The organism is Candidatus Pelagibacter giovannonii (genome assembly GCF_012276695.1).
Taxonomy (GTDB): Bacteria; Pseudomonadota; Alphaproteobacteria; order Pelagibacterales; family Pelagibacteraceae; genus Pelagibacter; species Pelagibacter giovannonii.
The window spans coordinates 781,113-798,112 of sequence record NZ_CP038852.1; the positions used below are offsets into that span (position 1 = coordinate 781,113).

Annotated in this window: 18 protein-coding genes; 7 read left to right on the forward strand and 11 right to left on the reverse strand. The window is 31.3% G+C overall.

Translation table 11 applies throughout. From position 1 onward, the window contains the following. From dut to E5R92_RS04340, 3 genes are read left to right on the forward strand one after another with little or no spacing between them, the layout of a single operon-like run. The gene (gene dut, locus E5R92_RS04330; RefSeq protein ID WP_168606871.1) at positions 1–438 is read left to right on the forward strand and encodes a dUTP diphosphatase; all 438 of its coding nucleotides are present in this window, start codon (positions 1–3) and stop codon (positions 436–438) included. After that, complete coding sequence (locus E5R92_RS04335) at positions 435–1,190, forward strand: HesA/MoeB/ThiF family protein (protein WP_168606872.1); 756 nt, start codon at positions 435–437, stop codon at positions 1,188–1,190. The genes dut and E5R92_RS04335 overlap by 4 nt, the downstream gene beginning before the upstream one ends. Beyond that, a complete protein-coding gene (locus E5R92_RS04340; RefSeq protein ID WP_168606873.1) occupies positions 1,187–1,636 on the forward strand; it encodes an SH3 domain-containing protein in 450 nt (149 codons plus the stop codon). Before E5R92_RS04335 ends, E5R92_RS04340 begins: the two co-directional genes overlap by 4 nt. Here E5R92_RS04340 and E5R92_RS04345 read toward each other — a convergent pair. The 4 genes from E5R92_RS04345 to E5R92_RS04360 form a co-directional block, all read right to left on the reverse strand. Further along, on the reverse strand, positions 1,629–2,222 hold the full coding sequence (locus E5R92_RS04345; RefSeq protein ID WP_168606874.1) for a DUF3501 family protein: 594 nt from the start codon (positions 2,220–2,222) through the stop codon (positions 1,629–1,631). The two genes, E5R92_RS04340 and E5R92_RS04345, sit on opposite strands and share 8 nt — an antisense overlap. A 2-nt stretch (positions 2,223–2,224) precedes the next feature. Beyond that, positions 2,225–3,556: a (Fe-S)-binding protein gene (locus E5R92_RS04350; protein WP_168606875.1), complete on the reverse strand. Its 1,332-nt coding sequence runs from the start codon at positions 3,554–3,556 to the stop codon at positions 2,225–2,227. A 55-nt stretch (positions 3,557–3,611) separates the two neighbouring features. Then, positions 3,612–4,028 carry a rubrerythrin family protein gene (locus E5R92_RS04355; RefSeq protein ID WP_168606876.1) on the reverse strand — a complete coding sequence of 139 codons (417 nt, stop codon included), beginning with the start codon at positions 4,026–4,028 and terminating at the stop codon, positions 3,612–3,614. A gap of 104 nt (positions 4,029–4,132) precedes the next feature. Continuing rightward, the gene (locus E5R92_RS04360) at positions 4,133–4,561 is read right to left on the reverse strand and encodes a Fur family transcriptional regulator (RefSeq protein ID WP_168606877.1); all 429 of its coding nucleotides are present in this window, start codon (positions 4,559–4,561) and stop codon (positions 4,133–4,135) included. Between the two features lie 73 nt (positions 4,562–4,634). Here E5R92_RS04360 and fabA point away from each other — a divergent pair, with 73 nt between their 5' ends. The 4 genes from fabA to E5R92_RS04380 all read left to right on the forward strand — a co-directional run bounded on the left by fabA (position 4,635) and on the right by E5R92_RS04380 (position 7,608). Continuing rightward, complete coding sequence (gene fabA / locus E5R92_RS04365; protein ID WP_168606878.1) at positions 4,635–5,135, forward strand: bifunctional 3-hydroxydecanoyl-ACP dehydratase/trans-2-decenoyl-ACP isomerase; 501 nt, start codon at positions 4,635–4,637, stop codon at positions 5,133–5,135. Beyond that, complete coding sequence (fabB, locus tag E5R92_RS04370) at positions 5,135–6,346, forward strand: beta-ketoacyl-ACP synthase I (protein ID WP_168606879.1); 1,212 nt, start codon at positions 5,135–5,137, stop codon at positions 6,344–6,346. The genes fabA and fabB overlap by 1 nt, the downstream gene beginning before the upstream one ends. A gap of 2 nt (positions 6,347–6,348) precedes the next feature. After that, the gene (locus tag E5R92_RS04375) at positions 6,349–7,134 is read left to right on the forward strand and encodes an enoyl-ACP reductase FabI (protein ID WP_168606880.1); all 786 of its coding nucleotides are present in this window, start codon (positions 6,349–6,351) and stop codon (positions 7,132–7,134) included. Between the two features lie 93 nt (positions 7,135–7,227). After that, the gene (locus E5R92_RS04380) at positions 7,228–7,608 is read left to right on the forward strand and encodes a cupin domain-containing protein (RefSeq protein WP_168606881.1); all 381 of its coding nucleotides are present in this window, start codon (positions 7,228–7,230) and stop codon (positions 7,606–7,608) included. 87 nt (positions 7,609–7,695) lie between these two features. On the opposite strand, the gene pnp is transcribed toward E5R92_RS04380, so the two are convergent. The 7 genes from pnp to lnt all read right to left on the reverse strand — a co-directional run bounded on the left by pnp (position 7,696) and on the right by lnt (position 16,999). Then, entirely contained in the window at positions 7,696–9,768 is a 2,073-nt protein-coding gene (gene pnp, locus E5R92_RS04385) for a polyribonucleotide nucleotidyltransferase (RefSeq protein WP_168606882.1), read from the reverse strand. Positions 9,769–9,789: 21 nt separating this feature from the next. Then, positions 9,790–10,038 carry a 30S ribosomal protein S15 gene (rpsO, locus tag E5R92_RS04390; RefSeq protein ID WP_006997516.1) on the reverse strand — a complete coding sequence of 83 codons (249 nt, stop codon included), beginning with the start codon at positions 10,036–10,038 and terminating at the stop codon, positions 9,790–9,792. Between the two features lie 13 nt (positions 10,039–10,051). Continuing rightward, positions 10,052–10,420 (reverse strand): 30S ribosome-binding factor RbfA, encoded by a 369-nt coding sequence (rbfA, locus tag E5R92_RS04395; protein WP_168606883.1) that lies wholly within the window; start codon positions 10,418–10,420, stop codon positions 10,052–10,054. Then, entirely contained in the window at positions 10,420–12,630 is a 2,211-nt protein-coding gene (gene infB, locus E5R92_RS04400) for a translation initiation factor IF-2 (protein WP_168606884.1), read from the reverse strand. The genes rbfA and infB overlap by 1 nt, the downstream gene beginning before the upstream one ends. A gap of 10 nt (positions 12,631–12,640) precedes the next feature. Beyond that, entirely contained in the window at positions 12,641–14,194 is a 1,554-nt protein-coding gene (gene nusA, locus E5R92_RS04405; protein WP_420887562.1) for a transcription termination factor NusA, read from the reverse strand. Between the two features lie 98 nt (positions 14,195–14,292). Further along, positions 14,293–15,462 (reverse strand): methionine adenosyltransferase, encoded by a 1,170-nt coding sequence (gene metK / locus E5R92_RS04410; protein ID WP_168606886.1) that lies wholly within the window; start codon positions 15,460–15,462, stop codon positions 14,293–14,295. Then, a complete protein-coding gene (gene lnt / locus E5R92_RS04415; RefSeq protein ID WP_229704499.1) occupies positions 15,455–16,999 on the reverse strand; it encodes an apolipoprotein N-acyltransferase in 1,545 nt (514 codons plus the stop codon). The genes metK and lnt overlap by 8 nt, the downstream gene beginning before the upstream one ends. Between the last annotated feature and the right edge of the window lies 1 nt (position 17,000).

The following is a 17,000-nucleotide window of genomic DNA, read 5'->3' on the forward strand; positions in this document are numbered from 1 at the left end:
ATGGCTAAAGTATTAATTAAAAAATTAAATCCTAAAGTAGAATTGCCTGTTTACAAAACTGATGGTGCTTCAGGTATGGATTTGATGGCTTTTATAGAAGAGCCTATTAGAATAGCTCCGAATAGCTCTTATTTAGTTCCTACAGGGCTTTCTATGGCATTTTCAGGGGATTATGAGGTTCAAATTCGTCCTCGATCTGGTTTAGCTGCCAAAAAAAGTATTACAGTTTTGAACACACCAGGAACAATTGATAGTGATTATAGAGGAGAAATTAAAGTTATACTTTTTAATCATGGTACAGAAGATTTTCTTATTAGTAATAAAGATAGAATAGCACAAATGATCTTAATACCTGTAATTAAGATGGAGCTTGAAGAAACAGATAATTTGCCTGATACATTACGAGGAGATGGTGGATTTGGCTCAACAGGTAAATGAATAACCAATTAAGGAAAGTATCAATAGAAAGATATTCAAGACAAATAATACTAAAGGATATTGGTACTATAGGGCAAAAAAAAATTATATCTGCAAAGGTTTTAATTGTTGGAATGGGTGGTTTAGGGTCTCCTGTTGCCGAATTTCTTGCAAGAGCTGGAGTTGGCTCGATAGGAATAGTTGATGATGATAAAGTTAGTTTATCTAATTTACATAGGCAAAGTCTTTATAATACTAGTGATATAGGAAAATTTAAAGTTCAAATAGCAAAAGTTAAAATTAAAAAAATAAACCCAAATATCAAAATTAAGATTTATAAAATAAGACTGAATAAAAATAATTTTAATAAAATTATAAAAGATTATGATTATATAGTTGATGGCTCAGATAATTTTTCTACAAAATTTTTATTAAATGATTTTTGTTATAAATTTAAAAAAATACTTATTATGGGAGCTATAAGTAAATTTGATGGTCATATATTTACTTTTAATTTTAAGAATAAAAAGATCCCATGTTTAAGATGTTTTTTTCAAGACTCTGATATTTCAGATGATTTATTAAATTGTGAGGCTGAAGGCATTCTTGGTACTGTTGCTGGTATAATTGGAACTATACAAGCGAACGAAGTTTTAAAGAAAATACTTGGCATTGGAAAGGGTCTTGATGGATATATTTTTATCTTAGATTTATTACAATTAAATTTTAGAAAAGTTAAACTTAAAAAAAGAAAAAACTGTTTTTGTAAATGATAAAAAAATTAGTTATTTATGTTTTGTGTCTATTATTTTTATTTGGTCAATTTTCAATAGCAGAAGAAAAGTTTCTTTCTTTAAAAAAGAGTAAAGTAAATGTTCGATATGGACCAAGTTTGGATTCAGAAATTAAATATATTTATAAAAAAATAAATTTACCCATAAAACAAATAGATCAAAAAGAAAATTTTAGAAGAATTGTAGACTTAAACAATAATAGTGGATGGATCCATGTTTCTCAGGTTAAAAAATCAAATTCTATTATCATTTTAGAGGACAAAATTTTGTATAAAAAACCATCTAATTTTTCGAAACCAATAGCCAATCTAGAAAAAGGAAGATTATTAGTTTTAAAAAAATGTGAAAATATATGGTGTAATGTAAAGACTGCTGACTATTCAGGTTGGGTTAAAACTGAAAACATTTGGGGTTCTATTAAATAAAGTCAGCACATAGTGATTTAACACTATTTTCAGCGAGTCTTGTAGTGTGAATGTACTCTTTATGATCAATTCCAAGTTCAATAATTGCACCATTTGACTTAAATTTAGAAATTTGATCATCATTTAATTTAAAATGAATAAACTGTACTGAAGAAGCTTTTCCTTCTGCTGATGTTCTATCAACATCTTCTTCTGGAACAGCTTTAACAACTTCATCATTGATTTTGATGAATATTTTTTCTTCGATTCCTCCAACTTTACCTAAAAATGCAGCTCTTGAAATTGGATTATCAATTTCAAACATTAGTGTAGCTGTAAGTTCTTTTCCGTTTGGAACCAAAGGGTTGTAAGCTATTAATTCATCTTTTAATTGCTCATCTCCACCTTTTTCGATGTGAAGCATCTCTTGAACTTGGGCAACCATAGTTTCAAAACTTTCAAAGTAAAAAGTAGCATAAGGACCAAGTGCTATTCTTCTATCTTTTTTAAACTCAACTAAATCTTTTCTGATTTGTTTTCTACTTTTTGAATAAATATCAGGTGATAGTAAATCATCTTTTTCTATTTGTCTTTTTTCTTTACTCATGATTATAATCTATAACTTTTTGCCATTAATTCGATAGGATGAAGTGCCTCATCATTTGCGATATTTGTGTCTGTTTCTAATTGCTTTAAATGTTTACCTGCCAAAGGACAATCTGAAGCCATATATTTATTATTTTTATTTTTAATTTGTCTTGCTGTTGGAGTTCCAACTTTTACAGCTAAATCGTGAGTTTCCTTCATCACACCAAAAGTTCCCCCATGCCCAGCACATCTTTCAACAACATCCATTTTTATATTAGGAATAAATTTCAACATATCTCTAGATTTAATACCCATGTTTTGTGCTCTTGCATGACATGCATTGTGAACAGTAACTCCACCATCAATTTCTTGTAAACCCTCTGCTAGTCCTTCTTTTTGAGCTATATCAACGATATATTCGTCTATATCACTAACACTTTTTGAAAGTCTTTTAATGTCTTCATCATTTGGCAATAGTAAAGGCCATTCGAATTTTAGCATTAAGCCACAGCTAGCTGTTAAAGTAATGATTTGATAACCCTTGTCTACCCATTCCAGCAAATCTTTGGAAACTTTTTTGGCTTGCTCTACAACTTTTGGTAAATCTGCTTGTTCAAGATAAGGCATTCCACAACAACCCGGATAAGCTTCTTGAACTTCTACTCCATTTTTTTTTAAAACTTTTAATGCAGCCACGCCTGTATCTTTTTTATTAAAATTAACAAAGCATGTTGAATAAATTACAACTTTTCTATCTTTAGACGGGGCTTCACTATTTATTGGAATATTATTTTTTTCAAAATAATTTGTAAATGTTTCTGCATTATAAGTGGGAAGCTTAACTCTCACATCAATTCCAGCAACTAACTCTAATATTTTTCTAAAGAGTTTATTTTTAATATTTGACGCCCAATTTATTAGTGATGATAGCATTACACCAATTTTTCCATTTCTATCAATTTGAGCTAATTGTGCTGGCACTGCAGGTAATTTATTTAATTTTTTCTGAGCTGTTCTATATCTCAACATTAAATGAGGAAAGTCTAAATCAAAATCATGGGGCGGAACATAAGGACACTTAGTCATAAAGCACATGTCACATAAAGTACAAGCGTCTACTACAGGTTCAAATTGTTCACTCTTTAAACTTTCTACATCTTCATTTTCAGACTCATCTATCATGTCAAATAATTTTGGAAACGAGTCGCATAAATTAAAACACCTTCTGCATCCATGACAGATATCAAATGCTCTTCTCATTTCGTCATCTAATTTTTTAGGGTCTAAAAAATCAGGATGCTCAAAATTTATTGGATGTCTAATGGGGGCATCTATACTGCCTTCTTTACTCATATTTAAAATTTTAGGATTAATGGTGGGGAAGACCCCACCATAAATTAGGTCTTATTTACACAATAGATTCTAATGTTTTTTGGAATTTACCTGCGTGTGATTTTTCAGCTTTTGCTAAAGTTTCAAACCAATCTGCAATTTCTGGAAAGCCTTCTTCTCTAGCTGTTTTTGCCATACCTGGGTACATGTCTGTATACTCATGTGTTTCACCTTGTACTGCAGAAGCTAGATTCGCTTTAGTTTCACCAATCGGTAATCCTGTAGCTGGATCTCCAACTTCTTCAAGATACTCAAGGTGTCCATGTGCATGACCTGTTTCACCTTCAGCTGTAGATCTAAATACAGATGCTACATCGTTATAACCTTCAATATCTGCTTTTTGAGCAAAATATAAATAACGTCTGTTTGCTTGGCTCTCACCCGCAAATGCATCTTTTAAGTTTTCTTCTGTTTTACTACCTTTTAATGACATATTTTTCTCCTTAATGATTATGAAATAAATATAATCATTCTAAACTGTAAGTCAACAGTTTAGAATTGTTTTAATGTAAATGTTAAATTATTGAAATTATTGAATTATTTTTGATTTTGATTATCACTCGCAACCTTAATCAAAACTTCTACTGAATTTATTTTTTTTCCTGTGATATTTTTTTTTATATTTACAGAATCAATATCTTCGTTGCTACAATCAATTAACTCATTTGTATCTTCATCAAAAAAATGATGGTGCTCAGTTACGTTAGTGTCAAAATAACTTTTATCTGAATTGATAGAAATTTCTTTTAAATATCCTTTTTTCTTAAATGCATGAATTGTATTATAAACTGTTGCTAAAGAAATTTTTTCACTCAGTTTATCCTCAATAATTTTAGTCAAATCATTTATTGTAAAGTGAAAAGTTTTTTCAGGTGAAAACAATACTTCACAAATTTTTAGTCTCTGTCTTGTTGGTCTTAAGCCAGATTCTCTTAACTTTTCTGTATATACACTTAAATTGTTCATTACTGTTTATAATAGTTCTAAACTATTTCTATATTATAATCATCATAAATCAAGTATTAAAGGACTGAAATTTATGAAAAAAAACTCATTCACATACGATGAGCTAATAAGCTGCGGAAATGGCGAACTTTTTGGCCCAGGTAATGCAAAATTACCACTTCCACCAATGCTTATGTTTGATAGAATAACTGAAATCAACGAGGATAATGGTACATTTAGCAAAGGCTCTTTAAAGGCAGAACTTGATATCAAAGAAGACCTTTGGTTTTTTGATTGTCACTTTAACGGAGATCCTGTCATGCCAGGTTGTCTTGGCTTGGATGCTATGTGGCAACTAGTTGGTTTTTATCTTGGATGGCTTGGCAATCCAGGTAAGGGAAGGGCTTTAGGAGTAAGTACAGTAAAATTCACTGGTGAAGTTTTGCAAAATGTTAAAAATGTAAGATATGAAATTGATATGAAAAAAATTATGGCTCCAGGTGGAACAACAGTTGGGCTTGCAAATGGTTTGGTATTTGCAGATAATAAAAAGATATATTCAGCAGAAAGTTTAAAAGTAGGGTTATTTAAATAATGAGAAGAGTAGTAGTTACAGGTTTAGGAATTGTATCTTGTTTAGGAAATAATCAAGAAGAGGTTCATCAATCTTTATTAAATTCAAAATCAGGAATTTCGTATGCAGAAGAGTATAAAGAACATAATTTAAGAAGCCATGTTCATGGTAAACCAAACATAAAACTTGAGGATCACATTGATAGAAAAACAATAAGATTTATGGGATCAGGATCAGCTTATAATTATGTAGCAATGAAAGAAGCAATTGAAGATTCTGGATTAGAAGAAAATGATGTTAGTAATTTTAAAACTGGAATAGTTATGGGTTCAGGTGGACCTTCAATTGAAAATGTTATTGTGGCAGCTGACAAGACTAGAGCCAAAACTCCAAAATTAATGGGGCCATTTATAGTTCCAAGAACTATGGCAAGTACTGCATCAGCAACCCTTGCTGTTCCTTTTAAAATTAAAGGAACTAATTATACAATGAGTTCTGCATGTGCCACCAGTGGACACTGTATTGGAAATTCAATGGAACTAATCCAAATGGGAAAACAAGATATTGTTTTTGCAGGTGGTAGTGAAGAAATACATTGGGCCATGACTGCTATGTTTGATGCAATGACAGCATTATCCTCAAAATATAATGATACACCTGAGACTGCATCAAGAGCTTATGATAAAACTAGAGATGGATTCGTAATCGCTGGTGGTGGTGGAGTTTTAGTTCTTGAAGAATACGAGCATGCCAAAGCCAGAGGTGCTAAAATATACGCAGAATTAACTGGTTATGGAGCAACATCAGATGGATACGATATGGTAGCTCCATCAGGTGAAGGAGCAGTCAGATGCATGCAAATGGCTATGGCAACATCTAAAAATAAAATTGATTACATAAATACCCATGGAACATCAACTCCAGTTGGTGATATTACAGAATTAAATGCTGTTAAAGGTGTTTTTGGAGATACGATTCCAAAAATAAGTTCAACCAAATCTCTATCTGGACATCCCTTGGGAGCAGCATCAGTACATGAGGCTATCTATTGTTTAATTATGATGAAAAATAATTTCATTGCTGGTTCTGCAAATATTGGTGAAATGGATGAAGCAGCTAAAAAATTTCCGATAGTTGCTAAAACAGAAACTGGAGTAACTTTAAATACTGTTATGTCTAATAGTTTTGGTTTTGGTGGAACTAATGCTGCTTTAATTTTTGAGAAAATATAATTATGAGTTTGATGAAGGATAAAAAAGGATTAATCATGGGTGTTGCCAATGAAAGATCTATTGCTTGGGGTATTTCACAAAAATTAGCAGAAGCTGGAGCAGAACTTGCATTCACTTATCTTGGAGATGCACTAAAGAAAAGAGTAATCCCTTTAGCTGAAAAATTAAATTCAAAAGCTACATTTAGTTGTGATGTTGAAAATAAAGAAGAAGTAATAAAACTTTTTCAAGATATTAAGTCTGAATGGGGACAAATTGATTTTGTAGTTCACGCAGTTGCTTTTTCAGATAAATCAGAATTGTCAGGTGAATATTTAAATACAACTAGAGAAAATTTTTTAAGAAGTATGTTAATTTCATGTTTTTCATTTACCGAAGTTGCAAAAGAAGCATCTAAATTAATGAAAGAGGGTGGTAGTATGTTAACTTTAACTTACGAATCGACTAAAGCTATTCCAAATTATAACGTAATGGGTGTTTGTAAATCAGCTCTTGAGGCAAGTGTTAAGTATCTTGCAAGAGATCTTGGTACTAAAGGCATGAGAGTTAATGCTATAAGTGCTGGACCTATTAAAACACTAGCAGCCTCTGCTATTGGAGATGCAAAATTCTTATACAAGTGGAATGAAGATCATTCTTTCCTAAAAAGAAACGTAGATATTCATGATGTTGGAAACTCAGCATTATATCTATTAAGCGATCTTGCAGCTGGTGTTACTGGTGAAATTCACTATGTAGATGCTGGATACAACAAGGTAGGAATGCCAGATCCTAAGAATATTACCTGAATTATAGTTAAATTTAGTTAAAAGTATTAGGATCAATTTTTCAGCCTTAGTGATTTATATTTAAAAGAAATAAAACATACGCTAAGATTTTGGATGATTTTTGTAAAAAACCTTGGCTCTGTTTCTGACCAAAAGTGGTCATCAACTGAAAAGTATCCTGGAGTTAGGTGGAAATTTTTGATTGATTCAGATTTTGATGGTAGTTCTGGTCTATCCCTTGGTTTTGCTGAAATAGCACCCGGTGGAAATTTAACCCTTCATTATCACTCACCTGCAGAATTATATGTGGTAACTAATGGTACTGGAATATTAAATAAAGCTGGTGAACTTGAGACAATCAAAAAAGGTGATGTGGTTTATATAGCTGGAAATGCAGAACATTCCTTAAAAAATAATGGAAAAGAAACGTTAGAGTTTTATTGGATTTTTCCAACAGATCGTTTTTCAGAAGTAGAATATTTTCCCGCAAAATAAGAGAGTGCATAGAACTTTTAAATAAGTGCCTCATAAAAAAAACCCCCAGAACTTTCATTCCAGGGGTTTAGAATTTTAATTTAAAAATTATTCAGCTGCTTGTTTCATAGAAAGCTTAACTTTACCTCTATCAAAACCAATCACTTTAACTTTTACTTCATCGCCTTCTTTGACAACATCAGTAACTTTTTCTACTCTTTTAGGAGCAAGTTCTGAAATGTGAACAAGACCATCTTGTTTACCTAAGAAGTTAACAAATGCACCAAATTCCATAATTTTCATTACTTTACCTGAATAAATTTTATTTAGTTCAGCCTTTGCTGTGATGTCTTTAATCATTTGCATAGCAATGTTTCTAGACTCTTCGTCTGGAGCAGCAACAGTTACCACACCTTCATCGTTTACATCTAGTTTAGCACCTGATTTTTCAACAATCTCTCTAATCGTTGCTCCACCTTTTCCAATCACAGCTGCGATGTCTTTTTTATCAACAGTAATTTGTTCCATTTTGGGAGTGTGTTCACCAACATCGGCTCTTGATTCGCTTAAAGCTTTATTCATTTCACCTAAGATATGAACTCTTCCTTCTTTAGCCTGTTTTAAAGCCTGTTCCATGATTTCAAATGTAATACCTGTAATTTTGATATCCATTTGAAGTGAAGTAATTCCATCTTTAGTTCCAGCAACTTTAAAATCCATGTCTCCAAGATGATCTTCATCACCTAAAATATCTGATAAGACACTAAAATCATCGCCTTCTTTAATTAGTCCCATTGCAATACCTGCAACTGGCTCTTTAATTGGAACTCCAGCATCCATTAATGCAAGAGATGCACCACAAACACTCGCCATTGAAGAAGAACCGTTAGATTCTGTAATCTCTGACACTATTCTAAAAGTGTATGGGAATGCTTCTTTTGAAGGTAATGAAGAGTTAATTGCTCTCCATGCTAATTTTCCATGACCAACTTCACGTCTTCCAGTTCCAATTCTTCCAGTTTCACCAACTGAGAAAGGAGGGAAGTTGTAATGAAGCATAAATCTTTCTCTATGCTGTCCATCTAAACTTTCTAATCTTTGTTCGTCATCAGATGTACCTAAAGTAGTAACAACAATCGCTTGTGTTTCACCTCTAGTAAATAGAGCTGATCCGTGAGTTCTTGGTAAAACACCAACTTCACACTCAATAGCTCTTACATCAGCTAAACCTCTGCCATCAATTCTTTTTTTATTTTTAAGAATATCAGTTCTAACAATTTTCTTTTCAAGATTTTTTAATTCGTCATTAACGTTAAAATCAGAATAGTTTTCATTGTCTGCAAAAAGCTTTTTTGCTTTATCAGAAATTTCTGAAATTTGATTTGATCTATCTTGTTTGTCTATTGTTGCAAAAGCTTTTGTTAGATCTGCTGTAAAAGTTTCCTCAAGTTTTTGTTTAACTTCAGATAAATCTTTCTTTTCAACAGTCCATTCTGGTTTTCTGCATTCTTTTGCAAGTTCCTCTATCATCTCAATTACTGGAACAAATCCTTCATGGCCAAATTTAACTGCATCTAACATTACTTCTTCGGTTAAGCCTGATGTTTCCGACTCAACCATAAGCACAGCATCTTTAGTACCGGCTACAACTAAATCTAAAGTAGAGTTTTCTAACTCAGCTTTTGATGGATTTAATATGTATTTTCCATCAACTAAACCAACTCTTGAAGCACCCACAGGTCCCATAAATGGCATTCCTGAAATAGCTAGTGCTGCTGAAGAAGCTGTAATTGCTAAAATATCTGGTTGATTGTCTTTATCATATGAAATTACTGTTGGTAACAGCTGAACTTCATTTTTAAATGCACTTGGAAACAAAGGTCTGATGGGTCTATCAATTAATCTTGAGATCAATTGTTCACTTTCAGTTGGTCTTGCTTCTCTTTTAAAATATCCACCAGGAATTTTACCACCTGCATAATATTTTTCTTGGTAGTTTACAGAAAGAGGAAAATAATCCATATCTGGATTTACTTTTTTTGCTCCTACTACTGTTGCTAAAATAACTGTTTCACCACATGAAGCAATAATTGCTCCGTCTGCTTGTCTTGCTATCTTACCTGTTTCTAAACTTATCTTCTTACCTGCTACTTCAATTTCCTTCTTATATACTTTGAACATCTATTTTCCGTTTCCTTCTATCTATTTTCTTAAATTTAATTGTGTTAATACATTTTTGTAAGAATCGAATTTATTTTTCTTTAAATATTCTAACAATTTTTTTCTTCTATTTACTGCTCTTAATAATCCAACTGAAGAGTGTTTATCTTTTTTGAATTGTTTAATGTGTGCTGAAAGAGTTTCAATTTTTCCCGTTAATAATGCAATTTGTACTTCTGAAGAACCGGTGTCCTTCTCATGCATTTTTAATTCTTCTGCTTTTTTCGTCATACTATTTATTTTCCTATTTATTTGTTTGTTTTATTAAGTTTTCTATTTTTTCTGCGTACTCAAATGATTCATCCTTAGCAAAAAGTATTTTTGGTAAATATTTCATAATTATTTTTTTAGATAAAGCTTTTCTAATTAAGAAAGAATATTCTTTTAATTTTTTAATAACTAGTTCTGTGTCTTTACCACCTAATGGTAATACGTAAGCTTTTGCAATTTTAAGGTCTTGACTCATTTTTACCTCAGTAACCGTTATAGTGTTAGTTTCTAAATTCGGGACCTTAGCTTCATTTCTGGCAAAAATCATGCCTAAAGATTGCCTGATCATCTCTCCAACACGTAATTGTCTCTGTGATACGGGTTTTCCTATTCTATCAGCCATTATACTGTTCTTTCTGTCGAAGTCGTACTATACGCCTCTATTGTATCGTTTTTCTGGAAATCGATAAAGTCTTTAAGCGTTATTCCACATTCTTGACCATTACTAACCTGTTTTGCCTGATCTTTTTCTCTGAAAATAGTACTTATCTTGCCAGTATAAATAATTGCTCCATCTCTTACTACTCTAGCACTTGCTCCACTGGTTATTTCTCCTTCTGTTACTTTTGAACCTGCAACTTTTCCTGTACCAGAAACTTTGAAAATTTCTAAAATTTGAGCTGTGCCAATAATTTTTTCTTGAACATCTGGAGCAAGAAGTCCTGACATTCTTAATTTAATATAATCTAAAACTTCATAAATAATATTATAAGAAGAAATTACAATTTTTTCATTTTCTGCTAATTTTTTTGCTTCCTTACTTGGTTTAACATTAAATGCAATTAATGCAGCGTTAGATGCTTTTGCCAATGTTACATCTGTTTCTGTTACCATTCCAATATCAGATAAAATTATTTTAGGTTTTACTTCTTCATGAATAATTTGATTAATTGCACTTTTGATTGCTTCAGCAGATCCATGTACATCTGATTTTACGATAATATTTAATTCTGCAGCTGACTTATCAGCAAAAGCTGAGTCTTGAGTTGCAAAAGTTAAAGGGCTTCCACCAGTTTTGGTTTCTTCTGCTCTATTCTCACTTAATGTTTTAGCTTCTTTTTCTGAGTCTAAGACAATAAAGTCATCTCCTGATTTAGCAGCTCCATTTATTCCAAGAATTTCAACTGGCATTGATGGTGGTGCTTCATTAACATTTTCTCCTTTATCATTAATTAAAGCTCTTACTTTTCCCCACTTTAATCCACTAACAAAAAAATCACCTTTTTTAATTGTTCCAGACGTAACCACAACTGTTGCAACTGCTCCTCTACCAATATCTATTTTTGATTCTAAAACAATTCCTGTTGCATTAGATTCAAAGTCAGTTTTTAAGTCTAAAATTTCTGCTTGAAGAACGATTGATTCTACCAATTTATCTAAATTCTTTTTATTTTTTGCAGAAATTTCAACCATCAAAGTATCTCCTGATAGATCTTCTGCAATAAGTTCATATTCTAAAAGCTGGTTCTTTATTTTTTGTGGATCTGCTTCTGGCAAATCACACTTGTTAATTGCTACAACTATTGGAACATTTGCAGCCTTCGCATGTTTTATAGATTCAATTGTTTGGGGTTTAACTCCATCATCTGCAGCAACTACTAACACTACAACGTCTGTTAATTTTGATCCTCTAGCTCTCATTTCTGTAAATGCAGCATGACCCGGTGTATCAATGAAAGTCAGTTTATTAGACTCATGTTGTATTTGGTAAGCACCAATGTGTTGTGTTATTCCACCAAATTCACCAGAGACAACATTCGCACTTCTTAAGACATCTAACACCGAAGTTTTACCATGATCCACATGACCCATTACAGTTACAATCGGCGGTCTATTCTTCAAATTTTCAGATCTAGATTCTTTTATTTTTTGAATAATTTCTTCTGCTTTTGTTTCTCTAATCGGATTGTGACCAAATTCTTTTACCAGGTATTCAGCTGTATCTGCTGCTAATGTTTGATTGATAGTAACCGTAACTCCCATTCCAAATAAATGTTTAATAACATTGCCTGATTGCTCAGCCATTCTGTTGGACAGCTCTCTGACTGTTATTGCTTCAGGAATATTTACATCTCTTTTTACAGGCTTTAAACTTTCTTGAATTTCTTCTTTAGTAAGTTCTCTATTTTCTTTTAATTTTGCTCTTTTAAGCGAAGCCATACTTCTTGATCTTGCTTCAATCTCGTCACTTAATGCTCTTGATACTGTTAATTTTAATTCTCTTTTCTTCTCAGGTTTACCTTTTTCACCTGCATCACCTTTAAGTCTTCTAGTTGCTCTTTGCTCAGCTAACTTACGTTTTTCATAATCATTAGTTATTGGAGAAGATGGTTTAGTTGCTGATGTAGTTCTAGGAGGAAAGCTACTTGTAGTTGTTACTGCTGGTTTTGACCTAACACTAGCAGGTCTACTAAAATTACCTCTAGGTGCAAATTTGCTTGGCTTTTTTTCAATTACAACGGAATTTTTACTTTGAGTTTTTGCTAACTCTATATTCTCTATCGATTTCTTGGCTATGCCAGAAAGTGTTAATTTTGTTTTTTTGTTTTCCATATATCATTACTCAATCTTTGTAGATTATGTCTCTTGCAGACATAATTAATTCATCTGCTTCTGTTTTTGATAAAGCAAAATCTTCAAGGTATCCTTGAATCTTAATTCTTTCACCTTTCACAACATCATAACCACCTGTTAATTCATCAGAAGCAAGGTCTGCAAAGTCTTCTAATTTTAAAATCTTTTGTTCTCCTAAAGTAACTAGCATACCTGGCGTCAGTCCTTTGTGATTTATAAGATCATCTTGCAGTCCCAAATCTTTAATTCTTTGAGTGATGTCTTCTTGATCTTTTTGGTAAAACTCTTTTGCTCTCTCAATCAGAGCCTTAGCAGTGTCTTCTTCAATGCCTTCAATTTTCATTAAATTTTCTGGTGAGCTATCTTTAATGTCTGAGATTGAAGAAAAACCTTCAGCAACAAGTAATTGTCCTAATGTTTCATCCAACTCTAAGTTTTTAACAAAATTTTCAGTTTTTTCTTTAAATTCAGATTGTCTTCTTTCTGAATCTTCTGCATCAGTCATTATATTAATTTCATAATTTAATAATTTAGTAGCAAGTCTTACGTTTTGACCTCTACGACCAATTGCTTTACTTAAATTTTCTTCAGTTAGAATTACATCTAATTTTTTTGCAACACTATCAACGTTTACTCTTTGAACTTCAGCAGGTGACAATGCGTTTGAAACTACTATTGCTGGATCTTCAGACCAATTAACGATGTCAATTTTTTCACCTTGTAATTCATTTACTACTGCTTGAACTCTTGATCCTCTCATTCCTACACAAGCTCCTACTGGATCTAATGAAGTATCAACAGCTTTAACACAAATTTTTGCTCTACTTCCTGGATCTCTTGCTGATGATTTGATTTCAATTAAACCATCATAGATTTCAGGAACCTCTTGAACAAATAATTTTTCCATAAATTTTGGATGTGCTCTTGATAAAAAAATTTGCTGTCCCCTAGCTTCTCTTTTTACATCATAACAATAAGCTTTAACTCTATCACCAGCTTTAATATTTTCTCTAGGGATCATTTCATTTTTTTGAATAATTGCTTCAGTTCTTCCCAAATCAACTATTACATTTCCAAACTCTAGACGCTTAACAATTCCACTTAAAATTGAATCTTTTTTGTCTATGAAATCATTATATTGTCTTTCACGCTCTGCTTCTCTCACATTAAAACTAATAACTTGTTTTGCTGTTTGCGCAGCTATTCTTCCAAAATCAAAAGAGGGCAGCGGTTGTAAAATTTCATCACCAATTTTTTTATCTTTGTTTGCTTCATTTAAAATAATTGCATCTTGAAGATTAATTTCTGTATTTGTATTTTCTGGTTTTTCTACAACAATTAATTTTCTGAAAATTCCAATATCACCACTTTCTCTGTCTATTAAAACTTTAATTTCATTGTCCTGTCCAAATTTTGATTTGGCAGCTTTTGCAATTCCAGTTTCCATGGAATCAATAATTAATTCTTTATCTATAGATTTTTCTAAAGCAACTGCTTCAGCAATTCTTAATAATTCTAATTTATCTGATCTTCTATTTAACATAAGTTTATTAGCTCCAAAAAAAAATGGGCTAAAGCCCATTCTGTAATTTCAATAATGTAAGGGCAATATATAAAGATTTTTTTTTAATTCAATAGCAACTATTTAAAAAAAACGTCTTTTTTATCAGTTTTTTCCCATGAAAATGAGCCGTTAGCTTCAGGCACTCTTCCAAAATGACCATAAGCTGCTGTTTTTTCATAAATAGGTTTATTTAAGCCTAGCATTTCTCTTATGCCTCTAGGACTTAAATCAAAATTTTCTGAAATCTTTTCTGTTACAAATTTATTTTTTTCTAAATCATTATCAAATAAATCTACATAAATTGATAAAGGTTTTGAAACTCCAATTGCGTACGCTAGTTGAATTAAACATCTTTCAGCAATGTTAGATGCAACAATATTTTTAGCAATATACCTTGCTGCATAAGCGGCTGATCTATCAACTTTAGTTGGATCTTTACCTGAAAAAGCTCCTCCACCATGAGGTGCTGCTCCGCCATAAGTATCTACAATAATTTTTCTACCTGTTAAGCCACAATCTCCATCTGGGCCACCAATTACAAAATTTCCAGTTGGATTTATATATAATTCATCTTCATTAAAATCTTTCAAAAATTTTTCAGGAATTGATTTTGATAAATAAGGTTTTAGTAATTCTCTAACTTTAGCCTGATCTACATTTGCTGAGTGCTGTGAAGATATAACAACTGATTTTATTTTGGTTGGTTTTCCATCAACATACTCAAATGTAACTTGACTTTTTGAGTCTGGCTCAATATTTTTCAATTTTCCAGATTTTCTATCTTCCGCCATTAATCTCAAAATTTTATGAGAATAATGAATTGGTGCAGGCATTAATTCTTCGGTTTCGTTACAAGCATAACCAAACATTATTCCTTGGTCACCCGCTCCTTCATCTTTATTACTTGATGAGTCCACGCCCATAGCTATGTCAGCAGATTGTGCGTGAAGGTGGCTTTCTATTTTTGTAGCTTCTCTCCAGCTAAAACCATCTTGATCGTACCCTATATCTTTGATGCACTCTCTTACTTTTTGAATAAGATCTTCTTCTTTGATGCTCGGTCCTCTTACTTCTCCAGCTAAAACAACTTTATTTGTAGTGGTTAAAGTTTCACATGCTACTCTTGAAAAAGGATCAGCTGAAATATAACTGTCTACAACCATGTCAGAAATACGATCTGACACTTTGTCTGGATGTCCTTCAGAAACAGACTCGCTTGTAAATAAAAAATTTTTTAAATTACTCATGCGTAATTTTCTTAAATGAAAAAATTAAAAAAATATATAATAAAATTAGTATAAAAAATATCTTATCCCCATAATTCATATAGAGCGTAGGTTTAAGGATTTTACTCTCTTTAAAATCAACATAACCAGTAGTACCAAATTCAACTTTTTCCTCTATAATACCAATTGGATTAATAATGGCTGATATTCCATTGTTTGCAGATCTTATTACATACTTTCCACTTTCAATTGATCTAAAGATACTATGTGCAAAATGTTGTTTTGGGCCAATAGAATTTCCAAACCACCCATCTTCTGAAATATTAATTATATAATCAAAGTTTTTGTCATTAAATAATCTATGTGAATAAATAATTTCATAACAAATCAGGGGAAGTAATTTTACCTCTATCTTATCATTTTTTATTAAAAGTGCTTTTTGGTTCTCACCTTTTGAAAAAGATTGATAATCATTAGTTACTGTTTTAAGTCCTATTAAACTAAGAACTTTTTCAAATGGGGTAAACTCTCCGAATGGCACTAGATTAATCTTATTGTAACTATGAATTAAATCCAATTTATTGTTGAAAACTGCCATTGAATTAAAAATTAATTTTTCACTATTTTTAGTCTCTACACTATTTAGGCCCATGATAATTAAATCATCACCTCCAAAATTATTTGAGAATAATTCTTTATATATATTCATATCTCTTAAGTAGCTGTCTGGAATAACTCCTTCGGGCCATAAAAAAACTGTTGGTTCTTTTTTTTCTGGGCTACTCAAGGAAATTAGTTCTTGGATAATATTTAATTCATCCTGCTTTGAATAAAATCGATCCAAACTAATATTGGGTGATATAGCTCTTATTGTAAAACTATTTTTAATATCAACTGAGGTATTAAATTTATTATACTTTAAATTTCCAAAAATTAAAAAACCTGTAGAAGTAATTATAAAAAAAAAACAGACAATAATTTCTTTTCTATTTTTTCTTAAGATAAATATAGCTGGCACTGTGAACAAAGATATGCAGATTAAATTGAAAGAATAAGTCCCAATTACTGAAAGAATTTGAATAAAATAAATACTTTCTGAAAAACTAAAAGCAATTAAATTCCATGGAAAACCAGTAAGAATAGAACCTCTGAAAAATTCTATAGATCCATATAAAATAGAAAAAATAAAAAATGTACTAACAACATTTTTAGAATAAAAAATTGAAAATAAATAAGTTATTAGTCCATAAAATATTGCCAGAAAAGCAGGAAATAAAATTATAGCAATTGGTATTAAAAATTTGAAACTTTCATCAAAAGTTAATGAAATTGCAATCCAATATAAGCTACATAAAAAATAACCAAAACCAAAAAACCATCCATATTTAAAGAAAGATTTATTATTAGTGCTAGTTTTTTTCTCTATAAAGAGAAAAATGAAGAATAATGAAAAGGTAAAAAAATTAATTATAAAATAATTATAAGGCGGCAAACTATAAGAGCTAATAGCACCTAAAAAAAATAAATATAAAAATTTTAAAAATTTTTTTTTAAGCAAG

Coding starts and splice junctions, on each gene's coding strand:
- fabB (WP_168606879.1), top strand. CDS start 5,135: ATGAGAAGAGTAGTAGTTACAGGTTTAGGAATTGTATCTTGTTTAGGA.
- rbfA (WP_168606883.1), bottom strand. CDS start 10,420: ATGGCTGATAGAATAGGAAAACCCGTATCACAGAGACAATTACGTGTT.
- E5R92_RS04335 (WP_168606872.1), top strand. CDS start 435: ATGAATAACCAATTAAGGAAAGTATCAATAGAAAGATATTCAAGACAA.
- E5R92_RS04355 (WP_168606876.1), bottom strand. CDS start 4,028: ATGTCATTAAAAGGTAGTAAAACAGAAGAAAACTTAAAAGATGCATTT.
- E5R92_RS04345 (WP_168606874.1), bottom strand. CDS start 2,222: ATGAGTAAAGAAAAAAGACAAATAGAAAAAGATGATTTACTATCACCT.
- E5R92_RS04360 (WP_168606877.1), bottom strand. CDS start 4,561: ATGAACAATTTAAGTGTATATACAGAAAAGTTAAGAGAATCTGGCTTA.
- fabA (WP_168606878.1), top strand. CDS start 4,635: ATGAAAAAAAACTCATTCACATACGATGAGCTAATAAGCTGCGGAAAT.
- rpsO (WP_006997516.1), bottom strand. CDS start 10,038: ATGACGAAAAAAGCAGAAGAATTAAAAATGCATGAGAAGGACACCGGT.
- nusA (WP_420887562.1), bottom strand. CDS start 14,194: ATGTTAAATAGAAGATCAGATAAATTAGAATTATTAAGAATTGCTGAA.
- infB (WP_168606884.1), bottom strand. CDS start 12,630: ATGGAAAACAAAAAAACAAAATTAACACTTTCTGGCATAGCCAAGAAA.
- E5R92_RS04380 (WP_168606881.1), top strand. CDS start 7,228: ATGATTTTTGTAAAAAACCTTGGCTCTGTTTCTGACCAAAAGTGGTCA.
- metK (WP_168606886.1), bottom strand. CDS start 15,462: ATGAGTAATTTAAAAAATTTTTTATTTACAAGCGAGTCTGTTTCTGAA.
- E5R92_RS04375 (WP_168606880.1), top strand. CDS start 6,349: ATGAGTTTGATGAAGGATAAAAAAGGATTAATCATGGGTGTTGCCAAT.
- dut (WP_168606871.1), top strand. CDS start 1: ATGGCTAAAGTATTAATTAAAAAATTAAATCCTAAAGTAGAATTGCCT.
- E5R92_RS04350 (WP_168606875.1), bottom strand. CDS start 3,556: ATGAGTAAAGAAGGCAGTATAGATGCCCCCATTAGACATCCAATAAAT.
- pnp (WP_168606882.1), bottom strand. CDS start 9,768: ATGTTCAAAGTATATAAGAAGGAAATTGAAGTAGCAGGTAAGAAGATA.
- E5R92_RS04340 (WP_168606873.1), top strand. CDS start 1,187: ATGATAAAAAAATTAGTTATTTATGTTTTGTGTCTATTATTTTTATTT.